The following is a 19,726-nucleotide window of genomic DNA, read 5'->3' as shown; positions in this document are numbered from 1 at the left end:
AACTGTTCGTTGTTGAATCTATGAAGTCTTATTTAGCCGCCGCTATTCAATTGACCAGTGTGCCAGATTTACAGAAAAATTTGGCACAGGCAGAAGAATTAATAGAGCTTGCCGTGCGTCAAGGTGCTGAATTGGTAGGTTTGCCAGAAAACTTTTCCTATATGGGAGAAGAAAAAGACAAACTCGCCCAAGGCGATGCGATCGCTCGTGAAAGTGAAAATTTTCTGAAAAAAATGGCTCAACGCTTTCAAATTACGATCTTGGGCGGCAGCTTTCCACTTCCTGTAGACAATACAGGCAAAGTTTATAACACCACTCTACTCATCGACCCAAACGGTCAAGAACTTGCCCGCTACTACAAAGTACACCTATTTGATGTCGATGTCCCCGACGGCAACACCTATCGCGAATCCAGCACTGTTGTAGCTGGTACGCAACTACCCCCCGTCTATTTCTCAGAAAAACTCGGTAATCTAGGACTTTCTATTTGTTATGATGTCCGCTTCCCTGAACTGTACCGTCATCTGGCAGATAAGGGAGCTGATGTTATTTTTATTCCTGCCGCCTTTACCGCCTTTACTGGTAAAGACCACTGGCAAGTACTACTACAAGCCAGAGCCATCGAAAATACCGCTTATGTCATTGCTCCTGCCCAAACAGGCAATAACTACGCCCGCCGTCTAACCCACGGACACGCGGTCATTATCGACCCTTGGGGCGTAATTTTAGCCGATGCTGGGGAAAAACCGGGAATTGCGATCGCTGAAATCAACCCCACTAGACTCGAACAAGTCCGCCGTCAAATGCCCTCTTTACAACATCGGGTATTCTAGGCGCTGGGGACTGGGGACTGGTACCGCTTCTCGTAATTCGTAATTCGTAATTCCCATTGCGTAAGGGTTTTGGACATTTCAAATGGGTGGTTTATTTACGCCATGCTGTACTAGGGAATAGAAAGACAAAGTAAAAATTTTCCCAATATCCAATGCCCATTACAGAATAAAATAAAAAACCGGGTAAACTACCCGGTTTTTGACAACATTAAAATCCTCAGTTTTTTAGGAGCATAGCAGCACTGTGCCCCTATTTATTTGTTGTCAAAATTAAACTTTAGCAGCTGCCTTGGTGACAACGTTGAGTTCACCTTTAGCATACTTAGCAGCAAAATCTTCCAAAGAAATTTGCTTGATCTTGCTTGCGTTGCCAGCTGTGCCAAATTGCTGATAGCGTTCAGCACAAACCTTCTGCATGTATGTAATAGAAGGCTTCAGAAAGTGACGTGGGTCAAATTCCTCTGGTTTTTTAGCCAAAGCTTCACGTACAGCAGCAGTAATAGCCAAACGGTTGTCGGTGTCAATATTTACCTTACGTACACCACTCTTAATACCTTTTTGGATTTCTTCTACAGGTACACCGTAGGTTTCAGGAATTGCACCACCATACTGGTTAATCAGTGCAAGCAAATCTTCTGGTACAGAGGAGGAACCGTGCATTACCAAGTGGGTGTTGGGCAAACGGCGGTGAATTTCTTCAATGCGGCTGATGGCCAAAATTTCGCCCGTCGGCTTGCGGGTAAACTTGTAAGCACCGTGGCTTGTGCCAATGGCAACAGCCAAAGCATCTACTTGGGTTGCTTCTACGAAGTCAACAGCTTCATCGGGGTCAGTTAACAGTTGTGAGTGGTCGAGTGTACCCTCAAAACCGTGACCATCTTCAGCTTCACCAGCACCAGTTTCTAGAGAACCCAAACAACCGAGTTCACCTTCAACACTGACGCCCAAAGCATGAGCTACATTTACAACTTCGCGGGTAACATTGACGTTGTACTCGAAGCTAGCGGGGGTCTTAGCATCAGCTTCTAAAGAACCATCCATCATCACGCTGGTGAAGTTGTTCTTAATTGCTGAGTAGCAGGTAGCAGGTGCATTCCCATGATCTTGGTGCATGACAATGGGAATCTGAGGATAGGTTTCTACCGCTGCCAAAATTAGGTGGCGCAAGAAGTTTTCTCCAGCATAAGCACGAGCGCCGCGAGAAGCTTGCAAAATTACGGGGCTATCTGTCTCGACAGCAGCCTTCAGGATTGCCTGAATCTGCTCCAAATTGTTAACGTTGAAAGCTGGGATGCCGTAACCGTTTTCAGCTGCGTGATCCAACAGCAGCCGCAGTGGTACAAGCGCCATAGATAGTCCTCCTAATGTGGTTGTCAGCTAGTCGGTGTGAAAGAAGCGTAATAATTACGCTAAATCTTAAGAGTTTTTTCAACTTATAGGAAATTATAACTAGTGTGGTGTGTCTATGTTGAAAAAGTTTACGCCATAGTCACTATAAATATGCCCTATACTTGCTCTCTACTGCTGTACTATGCCGCATACTTGCTGTGTATTGCTGTACATTTAGCTACCCTACAACTAGTAGTTTTGGTAGCCCGGTATCCTAAATGGTCATCACTAAGCGATCGCTTCAACCTAAAGCTACTAACTTCTGACAAATATTGTAAGCGTGTTTTCCCCTAACTATTGCATTTGGGATTAGATTATGAGTAGCCTACGGAATTAGTAAAATTTTACCAATAAAGGGGCGATCGCACTGACTTGCAATTAAAAAGAGGAGCGATCGCCATCGTCAGTCTCAATCAACAGGCGATCGCTCTTTCATACCATTCAATAAACTTCTATATGGGTCGCCCGGGATTCGAACCCGGAACTAATCGGTTAAAAGCCGAGTACTCTACCGTTGAGTTAGCGACCCTTTCGTTGCATTTCGCAACTTTGCCATCATAGCATAGATATCTGTAGATTTGTAAAGGAGTTTAGAAAAAATCTGCCGTTAACCGCACAGATGTCGTGTAGCTGGCTCCTGGTTCTAGCACAGTCAGGTTTTCACCAGTATTCATGGAGTTACGGGGAGCGCTCCACGGTTCTAAACAGTAGAAATCTTTGCCTTTGAGCGTCCAAAACACCAAAATTGGATATTCATTCCCATAATCCAGAGTCAGTTTTAACTTGCGGGTGTTGTCTATGACTGCGGCAGATCGACTGGTTAGCTGCTTAAAGGCAACGTCAATTTCATCACGGCTAAAGTCAAAATTACCATTGAAGGGCTGAATTTCCTTGGTTCTCTGGTCTTGATACTTTTGGGAAGGAATTTCAAACTCCAGCCCAGTTTTATCAACCGTCAAAAAATAAGGATGGAAACCTGTAGAAAAGGGCAGTGATGTGGATGAAAGATTTTTATACTGCTGGCGAATTTCTAAGGTATTACCTTGGAGTTCGTAAGTGAACACCAGCTGAAAGTCAAAAGGATAAACAGCCCGTGTTTGCTCGTTGCTGTTGAGGACGAGGGTGAGGCTAACTTTATCTTGAGTTACTTGGTCAGTTACTTCCCACGGTAGATCACGGGCAAAGCCGTGTTGCTTGAGAGTATACTGCTGCCCATTGTGAGTATAAGTATTATCCGGTATATTGCCGCAGATGGGAAACAAAATAGGATTTCCACCTCGGACACTCAAATCAGGATTAGCAAAGCGTTCAGTATCTAAGTAGAAAATTTCTTGACCTTGTATACGCCAACGAGTGATGATCCCACCACGTTCTGGAACAACTTCCAGTTGAGAACCAGCGGTTTCATCAGAAAGGATGTAGGTTTTATATTGTTGCTGTTGAACTGCAATGGTAAACACAAGTTTTAGTCCTGAAAGGATTGGGGATTAGGGATTGGGGATTAGGGATTGGGGATTAGGGATTGGGGATTAAGGACTAAAGATTAGGATTAAAATAACTCTTTCTCAGTACCCAGTCCCCAGTCCCCAGTCCCCAGTCCCCAGTCCCCAAAACTTATTCGTCTTCTGCAAACACGAAACGATATAACTCACTGGGGTCTGGTTCGGGGCTGCTTTCGGCGAATTTAACTGCTTCGTCGATTACATCCTGAATTTTACGGTCAATGGCTTTGATTTCTCCCTCATCCGCCAGATTTTGCTCCAGTAAATAAGCTGCCAACTTCTTAATTGGGTCACGGGCGAACCAAAATTCTTTCTCCGCTTTGCTTCGCATTTCATCTGGGTCTGCCAAGGAGTGACCCCGGAAGCGGTAGGTAAGCGCCTCAATTAAAGTTGGGCCTTCACCAGCACGGGCACGGGCTACAGCTTCTTGAGCCACGGCTCGGACTGCTAGTACATCCATGCCATCAACTTCCACGCCCACCATGTTAAAGACACTGGCTTTTTTATAAATCTCTGGCTGGGAAGTCGCTCGCTCGTGAGACATCCCAATGGCCCACTTATTATTTTCGACTACAAACAGAATTGGCAGTTTCCATAGGGCTGCCATATTTAGCGTCTCGAAAAACTGACCGTTGTTAGCTGCACCATCACCAAAAAAGCAAGCTGTCACTTGGTCAGCATTTTGATCTCCCAGCACTTCGCGGCGGTATTTGCTTTGAAAAGCCGCTCCAGCTGCCACAGGAATTCCCTCGGCCACAAAAGCATAGCCACCCAGCAAGCGATGTTCCGCAGAAAACATGTGCATGGAACCACCGCGCCCTTTGCTGCAACCTGTGGCTTTACCAAATAATTCTGCCATTACCTCTTTTGCTGGTACACCCGCACTCAGGGCATGAACGTGGTCGCGGTAAGTACTACAAACGTAATCTTCACCCGGTCGCATTGACTGCACAACACCACTGCAAACGGCTTCTTGACCGTTGTACAAATGGACAAAACCAAACATTTTGCCCCTGTAGTACATTTCAGCGCACTTGTCTTCAAACAAGCGCCCTAGTACCATGTCCTCATACAACCGTAACCCTTCTTCCTTAGTAATGTGGGTAGTAGCAGGATTAAATGTGGGTAAAGTACGTTCTTGAACCATTATTTTTGAGTATCCCTGTTGTACAACTTAAAGTTACGGTCTTAAATAAGTTGGTCTGATAACACCTCAGCTTTTAACAGGCTAGCGTTTGCAAGACTCAACAATCAAACTTTATTTATGCACCAAAAAAGGGTCTTAGGGAATAGCTGAATTTTTAATTTTTGATTTTTAACTTTTCAGCCCATGCCCCGTGAGGATTTGACTCTAACGACAATATCTGCCGCTTTGGGTTTTTCTCTCTCACTATTCCTCTTCATAGACTAGCAATCAAGATAGATTGCTTTCTGCATATCCATTAACAATTTAAAAAAAAGGAAGCAAAAGTTTATATACCCAAATAGGTAATTGTAATTAAAGGTTAATTATGATATGATTTTTTTCTCCAGTTATCAGGGTAAATCCCCAATAGTAGTATTTTTGTTACCACCTACTGGGAAAATCCCGAAAAAATCAATCATCAATAGATTCTTGCAACCACAACATTTATGCCGTGATTAAAAGCGGTAGTTGTGGTTTGTGGTATCGAAGGCTGATAATAGTCGTGTTAAACAAAAATACTAAGAATTAAGACAAAAAATTGAGGCTTTCTAGGCGAAAACAAAAAATTAGTACTAGAATGTGACTCAAAATTTGGGGAAGGTACAAAACAAGTTGTTGCAATATACACTTGTAGAGTAAATTCTACACTGCATTTTTATGGCACGGTTTTACAGGCCTGGAAAGCTCTAGGTGAATTATGTTGATCACGGTGCAGGGGAAGTAGGCTGTGCGAATTCCGCTAGATTACTACCGAATTTTAGGACTACCGTTGGCGGCAAGTGATGAACAATTGCGGCAGGCATATAGCGATCGCATTGTCCAATTGCCACGACGTGAGTATTCTCAGGCTGCAATTTCTTCTCGTAAACAACTCATAGAAGAAGCTTACGTGGTTTTATCAGATCCAAAACAACGCAGTACCTACGATCAGCTTTATCTTGCCCACGCCTATGACCCTGATAACCTTGCTGCTGCCGCAGTAGCACTGGAAAATCGCACAGAAAGCACCAAAAGGGGTACTGCCACCCAGAGTCTGGGCATCGAAATTACCCAAGACGAATTAGTTGGCGCTTTATTAATTTTGCAAGAGTTGGGAGAATACGAACTTGTATTGAAACTAGGTCGTCCGTACCTGGTAAATAAAAATGCTGCTACAAGTATAAGAAAAAGCAATAATTTAGCAGACGAAGAAATACACGAAAGTGCCGAACATCCAGATGTTGTTCTCACTGTTGCCCTTGCTTGTCTAGAATTAGGTCGCGAACAGTGGCAGCAAGGTCACTATGAAAATGCCGCCATATCCCTAGAAACTGGTCAAGAACTGCTAGCCCGCGAAGGGTTGTTCTCCAGTGTACAGGCGGAAATTCAAGTCGATCTTTACAAATTGCGACCATATCGAATTTTGGAGTTGCTGGCACTACCTCAAGACAAGACTGCCGAACGACGCCAAGGTTTGGAATTATTGCAAAACCTTTTAGAAGATCGTGGTGGGATTGATGGTACGAGCAATGATGAATCTGGTTTAAATATAGATGACTTTCTGCGATTTATCCAGCAGTTACGCAACCACTTAACAGTCGCAGAGCAGCACAAGTTATTTGAAGCCCAAAGCAAACGTCCTTCTGCTGTTGCCACTTACTTAGCTGTTTATGCCTTGATAGCACGGGGATTTGCTCAACGGCAACCTGCTTTAATTCGTCAAGCAAGGCAAATGCTTATGCGTCTGGGCAAACGCCAAGATGTACATTTAGAACAGTCGCTATGTGCCTTACTCTTGGGACAAACTGAAGAAGCAACTCGTGTTTTAGAGCTTAGTCAGGAGTACGAAGCTTTAGCTTTTATTCGGGAAAAATCTCAAGATTCTCCAGATTTATTACCGGGGCTGTGTCTATATGCAGAACAGTGGTTGCAACACGAAGTATTTCCACATTTTCGAGATTTAGCAAACCAGCAAGCTTTCCTAAAAGATTACTTTGCTAACCAACAGGTGCAAGCTTATTTAGAAACACTACCAACCGATGCAGAAACAACTAATGAATGGGCTGTAATTAACCCCCAGTATTTTCCCCAGCGCCAGACAAATAATCCCCCTTTCCCCAAAAATTCAACTAGGACTTCAGGGCAATTTAATCACAGCAGAACACCTGACCTAGATTTGCCAGAAACACCAACAAAAGAAACACCCGAATATTCAAACTTCTCACCACCCATGTGGAATTCATCGGGGAGTGTAAAATCAGAGATTCCTACTGCCGAACGGATGAGCAGAGGCACTAATCAGCATTTTAACGGTTCAGCTAAGACTGCTGCACCCAGTCATAACCAAAACCGTAGGCGGAGAAAACCTACTCCATCTGCTAGCCGAGAGCGTGTACCAGATAATCGTCCTCATTCTCGTCGTCCCCGGCGGCGGCGAACCTTTGCTAACACCATAGAAGGGAAAACACGGCTGGTATGGAGGGTGTTTATTTCTTTGGTAAGCATATTAGTTTTTTGGGTGTTAGTCACAACAACTTTTGGATGGTTAAAAAATTTGTTTTTCCCTACATCATCTGTGCGTGGTTCACAGTTGTTTGTACAGATAAATCAACCACCAATATCTATTCCTGATCCAAACACTAAACTACAATCATCAGATGGGCCTTTAACAAATGCAACGGCAGAGGAAGTCATTCGGACTTGGCTATCTAACAAAGCCGAAGCTTTCGGGCCCAATCATGACATTAATAATTTAGAGCAGATTTTAACTGGTTCAGCTTTGTCTCAATCGCGGGAGACTGCTCAACAGTATAAGTCAGAAAACCTCTACTACAAATACGACCATAGCCTGAAGATAGAATCTGTAGAGAAAATTGATTTATTTGCAGATCGTGCCGCAGTGAAAGCTACGGTTAAGGAAGTGACACAGTTATATGAAAATGGTCAGTTTCAAAACTCTTCTAACGATAATTTGCGAGTTCGGTATGATTTGATTCGACAACGAGGTAAATGGCGCATCCAGAGTATATCTGCTGTCAATCAGATAATCAGATAAGTTGGAATTTTGAGGCGATGTTTACGATAAGCTCGCCTAGTACGAAGTGGGTGGTTCCAATCCCCCAAAAAGAGTGATTCTCATTCCTGAATTCTTCTTCAATCGCTCTGACTCTGAAACTGATACCCACCCACCTCAATTCTCAGCTTACCTGACTTCCATCCTGAATAAATCGGGGTTTTATTACCATCAGCACTTTGGTAAACAGCAAAATGATTCCGCCAGTCATGGTAGTGTCCATTTCGCCAAACTTTTGGTAAATTATTACGCTGATATTGCAGTTTTAGTTGAGCAAAAACCCCTTGATACCCAATCACTCCATGATTAATCTTATTCAGATTTAAACGCGACTTTTTTACCACGAGTTTAATTTTAAAAAAATTAAAGAGAAAGCCGAACATTAATGATACATTTAGTTTGTTGGTTTTATTGAAATGTATGAAGTCGTCTGGTTATCTTGGAAAGTCTTCATAAAGATAGCCGCGACTACGTAAGATAGATACTCAGACGCAGCTTGTGGAAACGTTTGTAGTCTGCCATTTATCCCTTTGATACAGCCAGTGTTATTCACCAGAACTTTCTAACACCCCTAGTAAACTCTTCAACATCAAATAAGCAGAAGTCCCTCCTGGATCTTGATGTCCAATACTCCTCTCTCCCAAATAACTAGCTCGTCCTTTTTTTGCCTGCATTGGTATAGTTTTCAGTAACCCATTTTGAGCAGCTGCTACAGATTCTTGCATAGCTTCCACGATGCCCTTATTTTCTCCTACAGTCTGCCTAAAAGCCGCCACAGCCGGGAATAGCACATCCACCATTGTTTTGTCTCCTAGTTGCGCTTTGCCACGTTGTAACACGCCGTCTAAGCCTGCTTGGAGTAGCCCTAAAACATCTTGTGCTGTTAATTCTTGCTTACCAAGTACTGCTGTACTAGCTCTTAAGAACCATGTGCCATAAAGAGGGCCACTAGCACCGCCAATAGAAGAAATCAAGGTCATACTCACGGTTTTGAGAATGTTGCCGATGTCTTTGTCTGTAAGAGTTGGTAACTGAGCGCTTACCTTTTTGAAGCCGCGATCCATATTAATCCCGTGGTCAGCATCTCCGATCGCAGCATCTAATTCTGTCAAATATGCTTTGTTCTGCTCTATCTCGGTTGCATAAGCCTGCAACCATTGTAATATCTGCGCCTGACTCACCATATCAACGTAATTCGTAATTCGTAATGACGCTCAAAGACTCGCTAACGCTACGCTAACGTAATTATGAAATTCCCCAGCGCCAACTTGGTGTTTTTACTGGTGCATCCCATAGGCGGATCATTTCATCATCTAATTTCAGCAGGGTAATGGAGCAACCTTGCATTTCCAGAGATGTAATATAAGGCCCAATCAAGTTTCGCACAATTTGCAATCCTTGCTGTTGGCAGATTTGGGCGAGTTTGCGGTAAACAATATACAGTTCGGAAATCGGGGTTCCACCCATACTATTGACAAAAGCTAATAGGCGATCGCCTTTGGCAAATGGGAGATTTATGAGTTCTACATCTACCCATTCTCCTTTGTTTTCATCCCACTCGCGCAGTGTGCGGCTATATGGTGCATCGTCAATTAGCGATCGCGTCAAAATTTCGGTAATCTCATCTACTGATTTGATGGCTGTACGTTCTGTTCCTGGCTCACCGTGAATACCGATACCTAATTCAATTTCGCGATCGCTCAATTCAAATGTTGGCGTTCCATTAGCTGGCACTGTACAAGATGTTAGAGCAATTCCCATACTCCGCCCATTCAGATTTACTCGGCGACATAAGTTTGCTATTTGTGGCAAATCATAGCCTATCTTTGCGGCTGCACCACAAATTTTTTCCGCTAGTATTGTTGTTCCCACACCCCGGCGTCCTTGGGTATAGAGACTATCTTTCACAGCCACATCGTCATCAATCAAAATATTTAGCACTCGCATACCCTCAGCACGGGCTAACTCCGTTGCCATCTCAAAGTTCATGACATCGCCACTGTAATTTTTGACGATATAAAGGATACCAGAGCCTCCATCTACTTGCTTGGCAGCTGCTAGCATTTGGTCAGGAGTAGGTGATGTGAAAACCTCCCCAGGACAAGCTGCATCAAGCATTCCTCTGCCCACGAAGCCAGCGTGCATTGGTTCATGTCCACTGCCACCACCAGAAATAATTGCTACTTTACCCTGTATAGGTGCATCGACTCGATATACAAAAGTGGGATCATAGTTTACTTTAATTAAATCGGAATGAGCCGCCGCCATACCTTGTAGACTTTCCCGCACAAAGTCTTCCGGCTTGTTGATCAGCTTTTTCATAATCCGTGTCTAGTTAAAAGGGTGCTAAAACCCAGGTTATAGCGCTTCTGGTTTGTATGCAATATAGGACTTACGCAGTGTACAAATCGTCTTGAATGTGAATAAGGATATTTGGTTGTCTCAGAGTATTATCGATTTTAACCGGGTGATGATGGCTTTACAAATGCCATCGCTACGGACTTGTGTTCTGAACCAACGGACTTGTTTTCTGAACCAACGGACTTGTGTTCTGAACCAACGGACTTGTTTTCTGAACCAACAGACTTGTTTTCTGAACCAACAGACTTGTGTTCTGAACCAATGGACTTGTTTTCTGAATCAACAGACTTGTTTTCTGAATCAACAGACTTGTTTTCTGAACCAATCGACTTGTTTTCTGAAGCAACAAACTCGTGTTTTGAACCAATCGTTATCCACATAATAGCCAATTTGTACAGTGTCTAAGTCTTGCAATAGAGTCTGACCTCTCTCTAAATCTCTCTCCTAAAAGGAGAGAGACTTTGATTTTTCCCTCTTCCCGCGTGGGTTAGGGGGTTAGGTTTTTCCTGGGCTTTTCAATATCAAGTAAAAAGTCGGTTATTTAATGTCAATTCAAAGATTCCATCAACTCAATACACTTGTGCATCTGCTGGTGCATGGTTTCCCTATCAGCATGAAACCTTCGTCCATGACCTGGTAGCACCCACTCAAAAGAGTAATTAGCCAAGTTACGCATTGATTTAGTCTGTTCTGACCAAGAATACCAACAGGCACCGTGGAATGCAGCTAGTTGGTGCAAGCTTTCTGACCAAGCGAGATGGTCGCCTGTGAAGAGGAACTTATTTTTATAAAGTAGAACAGTTTGTCCTTTGGTGTGACCGGGAACTGGGATTATTAATAAATCTGGTGTCAAGGTAAATGGTTCAGAACCAGTTAGCTGTATTTCCACATTGCGAGTATCCGCAGTAATATCATCAGTATGAAGGATGCGATCGCACTGGAAATGCTCGGCAAACTTTTGATGATCTGCCACATCATCCTTATGAGTTAGGTACATATAACGAATTCCACCCATCTCTTCTAAACGCTTAACTAAAGGCGGCGTAAAGCGGGGAGAATCCACCAATATGTTACCTTCTGCAAGTTGAATTAAATAGCTAGCAGCAGCGTAAGATTTTTCAGAATGATAGCCGCAGTGGTAAACATTTTCTGCTACTAATATTGGAAACTGTTGTTGAGCCATTTTGATATCTTTTGGTTTTTCAACTGTACCAATAGAACTAGTAGGACATGCCAAAAGTGCTTCAAGTGCTGCTAATCTTTCTGCATCATTCGTTGGTTGATGATAAACCACCGACTGTTCATCAACACGAGAAAACACTTCAGGAGTCATCCAGCGACAGGTATCACAATCAATACAGGTAGTATCTACATAAAAATCGCCGTTGACATTTTGGGAGCGACGTTGATTTAAATGAGCCATATTAATCCTTTTGCTTCCAGCCGCTTACCGGGGAGCGATAAACTCTATATCACTACGCTAGCAAAAGTGACTTGAGATTGTAGACGCTACTAGAAATAAATTTGCTCAAAAATATAAAGACTCGTGAAACCCAGTCAGCAGAAAATGGGAAAACTGAATATAGACACTATCTGCTGATATATTCCCAAATATGCTTTACTGTTCTAATTCCAACTGCTCAAATCCCTTTAACCCTGATGACAATAAGTTTTGCATTAAGTGTGGACAAAGACTTACACCATTATTCAGAAACCGCTTCCGAGTAATACGACTTTTGGGTGAGGGTGGATTTAGCAGAACTTATGAAGCCAGGGATGCAGATAAGATAGATGAACCTTGCGTAATTAAGCAATTTGTCCCTCAATTTGAAGGAACGGCTGCACTTGAGAAAGCTACGGAGTTATTTAAGCAAGAGGCGAAGCGGCTCTATGACTTGGGAGAACACCCGCAAATTCCCCGTCTGATTGCTTATTTTGAACAGGATAAGCGGCTGTATCTGGTGCAAGAGTTAATTGAAGGACAGAATTTGTTACAAGAATTGCAGCAGCAGGGAGCCTTTAGCGAAGAAAAGATAAAACAGCTTTTGGCTGATATATTGCCTATCCTGAAGTTTATCCATGAACGCGGTGTGATTCATCGAGACATCAAGCCAGAAAATATCATGCGTCGTTTGGATGGCAAGTTAATATTAATTGATTTTGGTGTTTCTAAACAAATTACAAAAACTTTTATAGGTGTTGGCACAACAGTAGGAACACCTGGATATACACCACTAGAGCAAATACGTGGTCAAGTTTTCCCTGCAAGTGACCTTTATAGTTTGGGTGTGACTTGTATTCGGCTATTAACCCAATGTTTTCCAAGTCCAGATGGTTCTGATGAACTTTATGATGCGCTCAGGGGTTGCTGGGTATGGAGAAAATACTTACCACAATGTAGAAGTGTTACTCCTGAATGTGGGCAACTTTTAGATAAGTTAATTCAGCATTATGTTAAGGAACGCTATCAATCTGTTGATGAGGTAATACAAGATCTTAATGCTGACAATTTAAATTCAGCAGTAGGCATAGATTATACAATTTTGCAAAAGCTACTAGCATCTGATAAATGGCGAGAAGCTGATCAAGAAACTTGGAAGCTTATGCTTAGAATATCTCATCGAGAAAAAGAACGTTACCTCAGAGTAGAAGATATCATAAATTTTCCCTGTCAAGACCTCTTAACTATTGATCGCTTGTGGGTTAAATATAGTAATGGGCGCTTTGGTTTGAGTATCCAGAAGCGAATATGGGATAGGGTTGGGGGAAAACCTGACTTAGATTTTAAAACTTGGAAATATTTTGGAGAGTGTCTAGGTTGGCGAATTAAAAATAATTGGAAGCTTTATGATTCTCTATCATTTACATTAACTGCTCCCGCTGGACAATTACCCAGAGCAGTATGGAGTATGAGAATAGTTGGAAGAAGAAAAAGACTATCTGCTCTTACATCAAAGCTTGAGAATTGTAAAATTTAGTAGTTAAAGAAAGATTTGCTATGACTGTAATAAGGTATTGAAAATTTTCAGTTTTGGATTTTAAGTTTTAGAGATGCGATCGCACGAGAGATTATCGTTTCATGAGCGATCGCGCATATAATTCATAACGTCTCCCATTCATCTCTGCTGATATTAGCTTGACGTAATATTCTATTTAGTAAGCTTGGGCTGATGTCTCCCTGATGTGGATTGGTAATTGTCAGCTTTAATTCACCTTTTACCATGTATTGATGCTTACCACCTGGGTAAGGCCCATCAAAACCTGTATCTTTCAGATAACGAATCAGATCCCGCCGATTAATCGATCCAAAGGGTGGCATTAGGCGACCTCTTTGGTAAAATTCAGGTCAACACCATTAAGTATTGGTAGAGTATGACCCAAACGCAATCCTAGTACAATCCATCCTTCAAGAGTATCTTGCAAATCCTCCCGGCAAGCTTCTAGTGTTGCAGCGTTTGCCCACACACCTTGACATTCTAGAATTTCGCCATAGAAAGTTCCATCCTCAAGCAACTCATAAGTTGCTTTGTGCATTGCTGTACGAATGTAATTTGTCAACATTTATATTTTTTGCAACTTAATTCAGCTTTTTTAGGACTTATGCAAAATATCTCTCAAACTCTCATTTCTCCGTGTCGCGCCAGTTGCTTCTCCTAAGGCAGACGCTGCGCGAACAAGTCGGGGAACCGCAAGAGCGCACTGGCTCCTCTGCGGTTCGTTATTCCGTAACTCGTCTATAAGTCCTATTTTTAATCAATTTGGTTATAACTGAAATTTTACTTTTAATCGCAAATCCGCCAAACTCTAATTATTATGTATAATTTTTAATTTCTAAAGATGCGATCGCGCCCTTTTACCAACGCGATCGCTAAAGTTTCTCTCCCCTAACCAATAAAATGCAGATGATTGCTCACCGCACTAATTAGATTATGGGTAACAGGAAGGCTATCCACTACCATCCCCAAGCACAACAGCATCATGTAGGAAATGGAATAGAGAAACAACTCTCTAGCTACAGTGCTATCCTCTGGATTTTGCAACAACCGCCAAGATTTGTGGATAAATAATCCTCCCAGAATTATGGCGATCGCACCATAAAGAATTCCACTTGCGCCCAAGGGATAAACCAATAACACGGTTGCAACTACGGTAAGCAGGGTATAATACCAAATCTGCTTCACGGTTGCCGTAGTACCTTCAATCACAGGTAACATTGGTATCCCAACTTTTGCGTAGTCATCTTTAATCATCAGAGCTAGCGCCCAGAAATGGGGTGGTGTCCACAAAAAGACGATGCCAAAAATTAACCATGCTGACCAGCTTAAAGTGCCTGTGACAGCAGCCCAACCTACTAACGCCGGAATTGCCCCAGCCGCCCCACCAACAACAATATTCTGGGTGGTGTGACGTTTCAGCCAGTGGGTATAAACCAAAATATAAAAGACGATGCCAGAGAAGGCTAATAGGGCGGCTAACAGGTTGGCAAATACTGCTAGGAGTGTAAAGGAAATCGTCGCTAGTGCGATCGCAAAAATTAGAGCATCGCGTGGCTGCACCTTCCCGGAAGGCATCGGACGATGGCGCGTCCGCTCCATGTCATAATCAATATCCCGGTCATAGACACAATTAATCGTCTGGGCGCTTGCAGCCGCCAAAGTGCCACCAGTAAGAGTTACTAGCAACAGCAATGGGTCTACTTCTCCCTTAGCAGCAATCCACATACTCCCAGCCGTGGTAATCAAAAGCAACGGAATAATCCGAGGCTTCGTTAGCTGGTAGTAACTTTGAATTACCTGTAAAAATGTTTCGTGGTGGCGAGAGACATTAGTCTCAATCATTTTGGCTCTGGTTCCTTATTTTTCAAAAACTTAATGTAGCCACCGCTCAAGCTGGCTCTTTCAGGCAAATGAAAACACAGATTTTCTGCACCCCATTATCAGTGCTGAGTGGGGAGTGGGGAGTGGGGAGTGGGGAGTGGGGAGTGGGGAGTGCTGAGTGCTGAGTGGGGAGTAGGGAGTAGGGAGTGGGGAGAAGAACCAATGCCCAATGCCCAATGCCCAATGCCCAATGCCCTACTCAGCACTCAGCACTCGTGACTTAGCACTAACTGAGTCACGCAGTGCAAGAACTGTGAAAACCACCAAAGTACCCAGCAAAGTAGCTCCTATAGCTTGGTGAGAGACGGTGAGAGGCTCGACTTGGAGATGTAATTTGAAAGTGGCAAATCCCAACAAGATTTGTAAGGTCAACAACCCACCTGCCATATTTGCTAGTCGCCGTAAGGCTGGATGTAGTGCTGGTGTACGCCAACAGATAAATACCATTGCCAAGGTTGTCACTGTTGGCGGCACCAAACCAGCAATATGGCTGTACATTACAGTACAAAGTTGAGAACCGCCAAGGCATTGGTGTACCGCCCAACGAGAGCCTACCAAAGCACCAAGCAGACTTTGCAGGTAAACCAGAACAGCAGCAGTTAAACTTACCCAAGGCAACTTACCAACGGTTCCAGTCCCCTGATAGGGTGTGAGTGCCGTGCCGATAATCAGGAGGGTGCTAAAAAATAACAGTGCCGTGCCTAAATGAGCGGTAACGATATCAAACCGCAACAGTTCGGTAACGGTGAGTCCTCCCAAAATGCCTTGGAAGACGATTAAAAACAGAGCGAATGTGGATGCCCAAGGCAGCCATCTGGGTAAGAAACGACGATGCCACCAGGATAAACCGAAGAGTGCGATCGCGCTTACACCAATTAAAGCTGCATCCAATCTGTGAAACCACTCCAAAAACACTTGGAGATTCATTTGCTTGGCTGGCACCAGTTCGCCATAGCATAAGGGCCAGTCTGGGCAAGCAAGTCCAGCATTCATCACACGGGTGGCACTGCCTATTGCCATCAAAATTAAGGTGGCTATGCAAATTTTCCACACCAAGCGCCGAATCATTTCCTTGGGCTTTTGCTGCTCAACTGCCGCTTCATTTTGTTGTTGTAGGACAAATTCGCTCATGAAGGATACTTTCTGCCCGCTCTTGGTGGATCTGTTAAAATTTTCAATTTTCTTTTAGCGTCCTATCTTCACCCTAGCGTATAGGCTAAAGGTTTATAGATTAGCACTCACTTATACTTTGAATCACTCCAGAAAGGTTTTGCCTGAAGCTTTAGGTATTTTTCAAGATGTGAAAAATTGATTAGTGACAATTAATTTAAGCATTCTAAATTTTTCCTTAAATTTTTCTACTGATTCATATCTACGTTTTGGCAGTATCTGATAGTCACCTTGTACCCAAAATTAGTAAAATAGTTAAAAAAATTAATAAAAATTTCAGACCTTTGGACTCTATGCCTTCCAGCCTAGACTACCTTAGTAAGTGAGCAGCTTTGAGATAACGTAGTAAATTCAATTAAGTAAGCCGTGAAGATTCCAAGTTCAATCTGGACATTACTGATTGGCATCGTACTAACGCTAGCCAGCTTTTGGTACGGCCAAAATCACGGTCTGTTGCCAGCAGCCGCAACGGATGAAGCCGTTTTGGTGGATGGTCTATTCAACACGATGATGGTCGTTTCTACAGGTATATTCCTGCTCGTTGAAGGTATTTTAATTTACTCTGCATTTAAATACCGTCGGCGTGCAGGTGACAATGAAGACGGACCACCAGTTGAGGGCAATGTACCTCTAGAAATTCTCTGGACGGCAATCCCAGCAATTATCGTTTTCGGCATTTCAGTTTACAGCTTTGATGTCTACAACGAAATCGGTGGCTTTGATCCCCATGCGATCCATGAAGCACCGATGAATCAACAGTCGATGAAAATGCCAGGGCATGGAACCGCACTCGCGGCAACTTTAAGCGATACTCCTCCCAGCAGCGAACCCAACCTGAATCAAGAAAAATCTGATCAGGCAATGCAAGATCCAGCTACCGCAGAAGTCCGCAATGCTGACCAAATTCCCCAACTGCGGAATGCCCCAGGTGTAGGTAGTGTTGCTCCGACAATTGGCGGCAGTCCTGAAAAAGCAGGTAAACCAGCAGAATTACGGGTCAACGTCACAGGTCTACAATATGCCTGGATTTTCACTTATCCTGAAACTGGTATAACTACAGGTGAAATGCACGTCCCCATCGGACGGGAAGTGGAAATCAATATGACAGCCAACGATGTCATCCACGCCTTTTGGGTGCCAGAGTTCCGTCTGAAACAAGATGCAATCCCTGGTAGACAAAGCGAGATTCGCTTCACACCCAGAAAAGCAGGCGATTATACTCTGATCTGCGCTGAACTTTGTGGCCCCTACCACGGTGCAATGAGAGCGCCAGTAGTTGTTGAGACAGAAGAAGCCTTTGACAAATGGATGCAGGAGCAGCTAGTTGCCAGCAAAGAAATGCTAAATCAAGCCGTTGCTGTTAACCCTGCCGATCTATCTCCAAATGAATTTCTCGCTCCTTACACCAAGGACATGGGAATTCAGCCAGAAATCCTCCATCAAGTTCACCATTAATCAATATGTTATTTAGTCAAAATCCAATGACTAATGACTAATGACTGATGACTAATGACTAATGACTATGACCCAAGCTCAGTTGCAAGAAACTGCCAATATCCCCGCCCTTCTTGAGGAACCAGGGAGCAGAAAATGGCAAGACTACTTTGGCTTCAACACCGACCATAAGGTGATTGGGATTCAATACCTAGTCACTTCGTTTATTTTCTACTGCATTGGTGGCGTAATGGCTGAATTGGTTCGTACAGAACTGCGAACCCCAGAGGTAGATTTTGTCACCCCAGAAGTCTACAATAGTCTGTTCACGCTGCACGCCACGATCATGATTTTCCTTTGGATCGTGCCAACCGGGGCAGGGTTTGCTAACTATCTAATTCCCCTGATGATTGGGGCAAAAGATATGGCATTTCCTCGGCTGAATGCTGTTGCCTTTTGGATGATTCCGCCTGCGGGTGTGTTGCTGATCGCCAGTTTAGTAGTGGGCGATGCACCCGATGCCGGTTGGACTTCCTACCCTCCCCTGAGTTTGGTAACAGGACAAGTGGGTGAAGGCATTTGGATTATGAGTGTCCTACTACTGGGTACGTCCTCAATTTTGGGGTCGATAAATTTCCTTGTGACATTGCTGAAGATGCGTATTCCCAGCATGGACATACACAAAATGCCCTTGTTCTGCTGGGCGATGTTCGCCACTTCGTCACTGGTTTTGGTATCAACCCCAGTACTAGCAGCAGGTTTGATTCTGCTTTCCTTTGACTTAATTGCTGGGACAACATTTTTTAACCCGACTGGCGGTGGCGACCCGGTAGTATACCAGCATATGTTCTGGTTTTACTCCCACCCAGCAGTTTACATCATGATTTTGCCATTCTTTGGCGGAATTTCTGAAATTATCCCCGTTCATTCCCGCAAGCCGATTTTTGGCTATAAAGCGATCGCTTATTCCTCTCTCGCCATCAGCTTTTTAGGGCTAATTGTTTGGGCGCACCACATGTTTACCAGTGGTGTCCCCGGTTGGTTGCGGATGTTCTTTATGATCACCACCATGATCATTGCCGTACCCACGGGAATTAAAATATTTAGCTGGTTAGCAACCATGTGGGGTGGAAAAATCCAGCTTAACAGCGCGATGCTATTTGCCATCGGCTTTGTTGGCACTTTTGTGATTGGCGGGATCAGTGGCGTGATGTTGGCAGCAGTGCCTTTTGATATTCACGTTCACGATACCTATTTTGTCGTTGCACACTTGCACTATGTCCTATTTGGTGGTAGTGTTCTCGGCATTTATGCGGCGATTTACCACTGGTTCCCGAAAATGACGGGACGAATGCTGAACGAATTTTGGGGTAAGGTTCACTTTGCCTTGACAATTGTCGGTCTAAACATGACCTTCTTACCCATGCACAAGCTGGGTTTAATGGGCATGAATCGCCGTATCGCTCAATATGATCCCAAATTCACCACACTGAACGAAATCTGCACGTATGGTTCTTATATACTGGCAATTTCGACATTTCCCTTCATCATCAATGCCATTTGGAGTTGGTTGTATGGCGAGAAAGCTGGTAATAATCCTTGGAGGGCACTTACCTTAGAGTGGATGACGACCTCACCGCCTGCGATCGAGAATTTTGATCAAACTCCAGTACTGGCTACAGGTCCCTATGACTACGGTTTGGAAAGGGCTAAAGAAGGTGTACCCTTATCTGATCCCAATCCATTCTTATCTGCTGGGCCAAACTCAGTATTAAGAGCAGAACCCGACCCAGCAGTTGCCGCCAATCCCGAAGACCGGAAATAAATAGGACATGGGGCAATTCAATTTTGGATTTTGGATTTTAAATTTTGGATTAAATTTCAATCTAAAATCCAAAATCCAAAATCTAAAATTCTTGCTC

18 protein-coding genes and 1 tRNA gene are annotated in these 19,726 nt (G+C 43.6%); 6 read left to right on the top strand and 13 right to left on the bottom strand.

Going from position 1 to position 19,726, the window contains the following annotated elements; genetic code table 11:
- The first annotated feature begins 20 nt into the window (after positions 1-20).
- Positions 21-833 carry a carbon-nitrogen hydrolase family protein gene (locus V7K30_RS25830; protein WP_335004186.1) on the top strand — a complete coding sequence of 271 codons (813 nt, stop codon included), beginning with the start codon at positions 21-23 and terminating at the stop codon, positions 831-833.
- Positions 834-1,103: 270 nt separating this feature from the next.
- Here V7K30_RS25830 and fba read toward each other — a convergent pair whose 3' ends face one another.
- A complete protein-coding gene (gene fba / locus V7K30_RS25825) occupies positions 1,104-2,183 on the bottom strand; it encodes a class II fructose-bisphosphate aldolase (RefSeq protein ID WP_194004712.1) in 1,080 nt (359 codons plus the stop codon).
- Positions 2,184-2,285: 102 nt separating this feature from the next.
- On the opposite strand from fba, the gene V7K30_RS25820 reads away from it, so the two are divergent.
- Positions 2,286-2,516, top strand: coding sequence for a hypothetical protein (locus V7K30_RS25820; protein ID WP_335004184.1), 231 nt, complete (start codon positions 2,286-2,288; stop codon positions 2,514-2,516).
- A 163-nt stretch (positions 2,517-2,679) separates the two neighbouring features.
- Here V7K30_RS25820 and V7K30_RS25815 read toward each other — a convergent pair.
- The 3 genes from V7K30_RS25815 to pdhA form a co-directional block, all read right to left on the bottom strand.
- A tRNA-Lys gene (locus V7K30_RS25815) sits at positions 2,680-2,751 on the bottom strand.
- Between the two features lie 61 nt (positions 2,752-2,812).
- On the bottom strand, positions 2,813-3,682 hold the full coding sequence (locus V7K30_RS25810; RefSeq protein WP_335004182.1) for an aldose epimerase family protein: 870 nt from the start codon (positions 3,680-3,682) through the stop codon (positions 2,813-2,815).
- Positions 3,683-3,836: 154 nt separating this feature from the next.
- A complete protein-coding gene (gene pdhA, locus V7K30_RS25805; RefSeq protein WP_335004180.1) occupies positions 3,837-4,871 on the bottom strand; it encodes a pyruvate dehydrogenase (acetyl-transferring) E1 component subunit alpha in 1,035 nt (344 codons plus the stop codon).
- 766 nt (positions 4,872-5,637) lie between these two features.
- Here pdhA and V7K30_RS25800 point away from each other — a divergent pair.
- Positions 5,638-7,944 (top strand): IMS domain-containing protein, encoded by a 2,307-nt coding sequence (locus V7K30_RS25800; protein WP_335004178.1) that lies wholly within the window; start codon positions 5,638-5,640, stop codon positions 7,942-7,944.
- Between the two features lie 98 nt (positions 7,945-8,042).
- Here the strand turns inward: V7K30_RS25800 and V7K30_RS25795 are convergent, their stop codons facing one another.
- The 5 genes from V7K30_RS25795 to V7K30_RS25775 all read right to left on the bottom strand — a co-directional run bounded on the left by V7K30_RS25795 (position 8,043) and on the right by V7K30_RS25775 (position 11,746).
- Positions 8,043-8,306 carry a hypothetical protein gene (locus tag V7K30_RS25795; RefSeq protein ID WP_335004176.1) on the bottom strand — a complete coding sequence of 88 codons (264 nt, stop codon included), beginning with the start codon at positions 8,304-8,306 and terminating at the stop codon, positions 8,043-8,045.
- A 201-nt stretch (positions 8,307-8,507) separates the two neighbouring features.
- Complete coding sequence (gene dhaL, locus V7K30_RS25790; RefSeq protein ID WP_335004174.1) at positions 8,508-9,146, bottom strand: dihydroxyacetone kinase subunit DhaL; 639 nt, start codon at positions 9,144-9,146, stop codon at positions 8,508-8,510.
- 61 nt (positions 9,147-9,207) lie between these two features.
- Positions 9,208-10,284, bottom strand: a complete 1,077-nt coding sequence (gene dhaK, locus V7K30_RS25785; RefSeq protein WP_335004173.1) for a dihydroxyacetone kinase subunit DhaK — start codon at positions 10,282-10,284, stop codon at positions 9,208-9,210.
- A gap of 137 nt (positions 10,285-10,421) precedes the next feature.
- Positions 10,422-10,703 (bottom strand): hypothetical protein, encoded by a 282-nt coding sequence (locus V7K30_RS25780; protein WP_335004172.1) that lies wholly within the window; start codon positions 10,701-10,703, stop codon positions 10,422-10,424.
- A 167-nt stretch (positions 10,704-10,870) separates the two neighbouring features.
- On the bottom strand, positions 10,871-11,746 hold the full coding sequence (locus V7K30_RS25775; protein ID WP_335004170.1) for an MBL fold metallo-hydrolase: 876 nt from the start codon (positions 11,744-11,746) through the stop codon (positions 10,871-10,873).
- A gap of 190 nt (positions 11,747-11,936) precedes the next feature.
- Between V7K30_RS25775 and V7K30_RS25770 the strand changes: the two genes are divergently transcribed.
- A complete protein-coding gene (locus tag V7K30_RS25770) occupies positions 11,937-13,301 on the top strand; it encodes a protein kinase domain-containing protein (protein WP_335004168.1) in 1,365 nt (454 codons plus the stop codon).
- Between the two features lie 122 nt (positions 13,302-13,423).
- Here the strand turns inward: V7K30_RS25770 and V7K30_RS25765 are convergent, their stop codons facing one another.
- The 4 genes from V7K30_RS25765 to V7K30_RS25750 all read right to left on the bottom strand — a co-directional run bounded on the left by V7K30_RS25765 (position 13,424) and on the right by V7K30_RS25750 (position 16,331).
- On the bottom strand, positions 13,424-13,642 hold the full coding sequence (locus V7K30_RS25765) for a type II toxin-antitoxin system HicA family toxin (RefSeq protein ID WP_335004166.1): 219 nt from the start codon (positions 13,640-13,642) through the stop codon (positions 13,424-13,426).
- Positions 13,642-13,884, bottom strand: a complete 243-nt coding sequence (locus V7K30_RS25760; protein ID WP_334942374.1) for a type II toxin-antitoxin system HicB family antitoxin — start codon at positions 13,882-13,884, stop codon at positions 13,642-13,644. Before V7K30_RS25760 ends, V7K30_RS25765 begins: the two co-directional genes overlap by 1 nt.
- A gap of 323 nt (positions 13,885-14,207) precedes the next feature.
- A complete protein-coding gene (locus V7K30_RS25755) occupies positions 14,208-15,161 on the bottom strand; it encodes a heme o synthase (protein ID WP_335004164.1) in 954 nt (317 codons plus the stop codon).
- 234 nt (positions 15,162-15,395) lie between these two features.
- Entirely contained in the window at positions 15,396-16,331 is a 936-nt protein-coding gene (locus V7K30_RS25750; protein ID WP_335004162.1) for a COX15/CtaA family protein, read from the bottom strand.
- Between the two features lie 405 nt (positions 16,332-16,736).
- Between V7K30_RS25750 and V7K30_RS25745 the strand changes: the two genes are divergently transcribed.
- Both V7K30_RS25745 and ctaD read left to right on the top strand, forming a co-directional pair.
- The gene (locus V7K30_RS25745; protein ID WP_335004161.1) at positions 16,737-17,825 is read left to right on the top strand and encodes a cytochrome c oxidase subunit II; all 1,089 of its coding nucleotides are present in this window, start codon (positions 16,737-16,739) and stop codon (positions 17,823-17,825) included.
- 67 nt (positions 17,826-17,892) lie between these two features.
- On the top strand, positions 17,893-19,629 hold the full coding sequence (gene ctaD, locus V7K30_RS25740; RefSeq protein WP_335004332.1) for a cytochrome c oxidase subunit I: 1,737 nt from the start codon (positions 17,893-17,895) through the stop codon (positions 19,627-19,629).
- Positions 19,630-19,726 lie beyond the last annotated feature (97 nt).

The sequence above is a fragment of the Nostoc sp. genome (assembly GCF_036917655.1).
In the GTDB taxonomy this organism is placed as follows: Bacteria; Cyanobacteriota; Cyanobacteriia; order Cyanobacteriales; family Nostocaceae; genus Nostoc.
The sequence above is the reverse complement of the archived record's forward strand: the minus strand, read 5'-3'. Positions and strand labels throughout refer to the sequence as shown.

What these genes read in the sequence shown, in the direction of transcription:
- V7K30_RS25830 (WP_335004186.1), top strand. Translation starts at nt 21, where the DNA reads ATGAAGTCTTATTTAGCCGCCGCTATTCAATTGACCAGTGTGCCAGAT.
- fba (WP_194004712.1), bottom strand. Translation starts at nt 2,183, where the DNA reads ATGGCGCTTGTACCACTGCGGCTGCTGTTGGATCACGCAGCTGAAAAC.
- pdhA (WP_335004180.1), bottom strand. Translation starts at nt 4,871, where the DNA reads ATGGTTCAAGAACGTACTTTACCCACATTTAATCCTGCTACTACCCAC.
- dhaL (WP_335004174.1), bottom strand. Translation starts at nt 9,146, where the DNA reads ATGGTGAGTCAGGCGCAGATATTACAATGGTTGCAGGCTTATGCAACC.
- dhaK (WP_335004173.1), bottom strand. Translation starts at nt 10,284, where the DNA reads ATGAAAAAGCTGATCAACAAGCCGGAAGACTTTGTGCGGGAAAGTCTA.
- V7K30_RS25780 (WP_335004172.1), bottom strand. Translation starts at nt 10,703, where the DNA reads ATGTGGATAACGATTGGTTCAAAACACGAGTTTGTTGCTTCAGAAAAC.
- V7K30_RS25775 (WP_335004170.1), bottom strand. Translation starts at nt 11,746, where the DNA reads ATGGCTCATTTAAATCAACGTCGCTCCCAAAATGTCAACGGCGATTTT.
- V7K30_RS25770 (WP_335004168.1), top strand. Translation starts at nt 11,937, where the DNA reads ATGCTTTACTGTTCTAATTCCAACTGCTCAAATCCCTTTAACCCTGAT.
- V7K30_RS25765 (WP_335004166.1), bottom strand. Translation starts at nt 13,642, where the DNA reads ATGCCACCCTTTGGATCGATTAATCGGCGGGATCTGATTCGTTATCTG.
- V7K30_RS25760 (WP_334942374.1), bottom strand. Translation starts at nt 13,884, where the DNA reads ATGTTGACAAATTACATTCGTACAGCAATGCACAAAGCAACTTATGAG.
- V7K30_RS25755 (WP_335004164.1), bottom strand. Translation starts at nt 15,161, where the DNA reads ATGATTGAGACTAATGTCTCTCGCCACCACGAAACATTTTTACAGGTA.
- V7K30_RS25750 (WP_335004162.1), bottom strand. Translation starts at nt 16,331, where the DNA reads ATGAGCGAATTTGTCCTACAACAACAAAATGAAGCGGCAGTTGAGCAG.
- ctaD (WP_335004332.1), top strand. Translation starts at nt 17,893, where the DNA reads ATGACCCAAGCTCAGTTGCAAGAAACTGCCAATATCCCCGCCCTTCTT.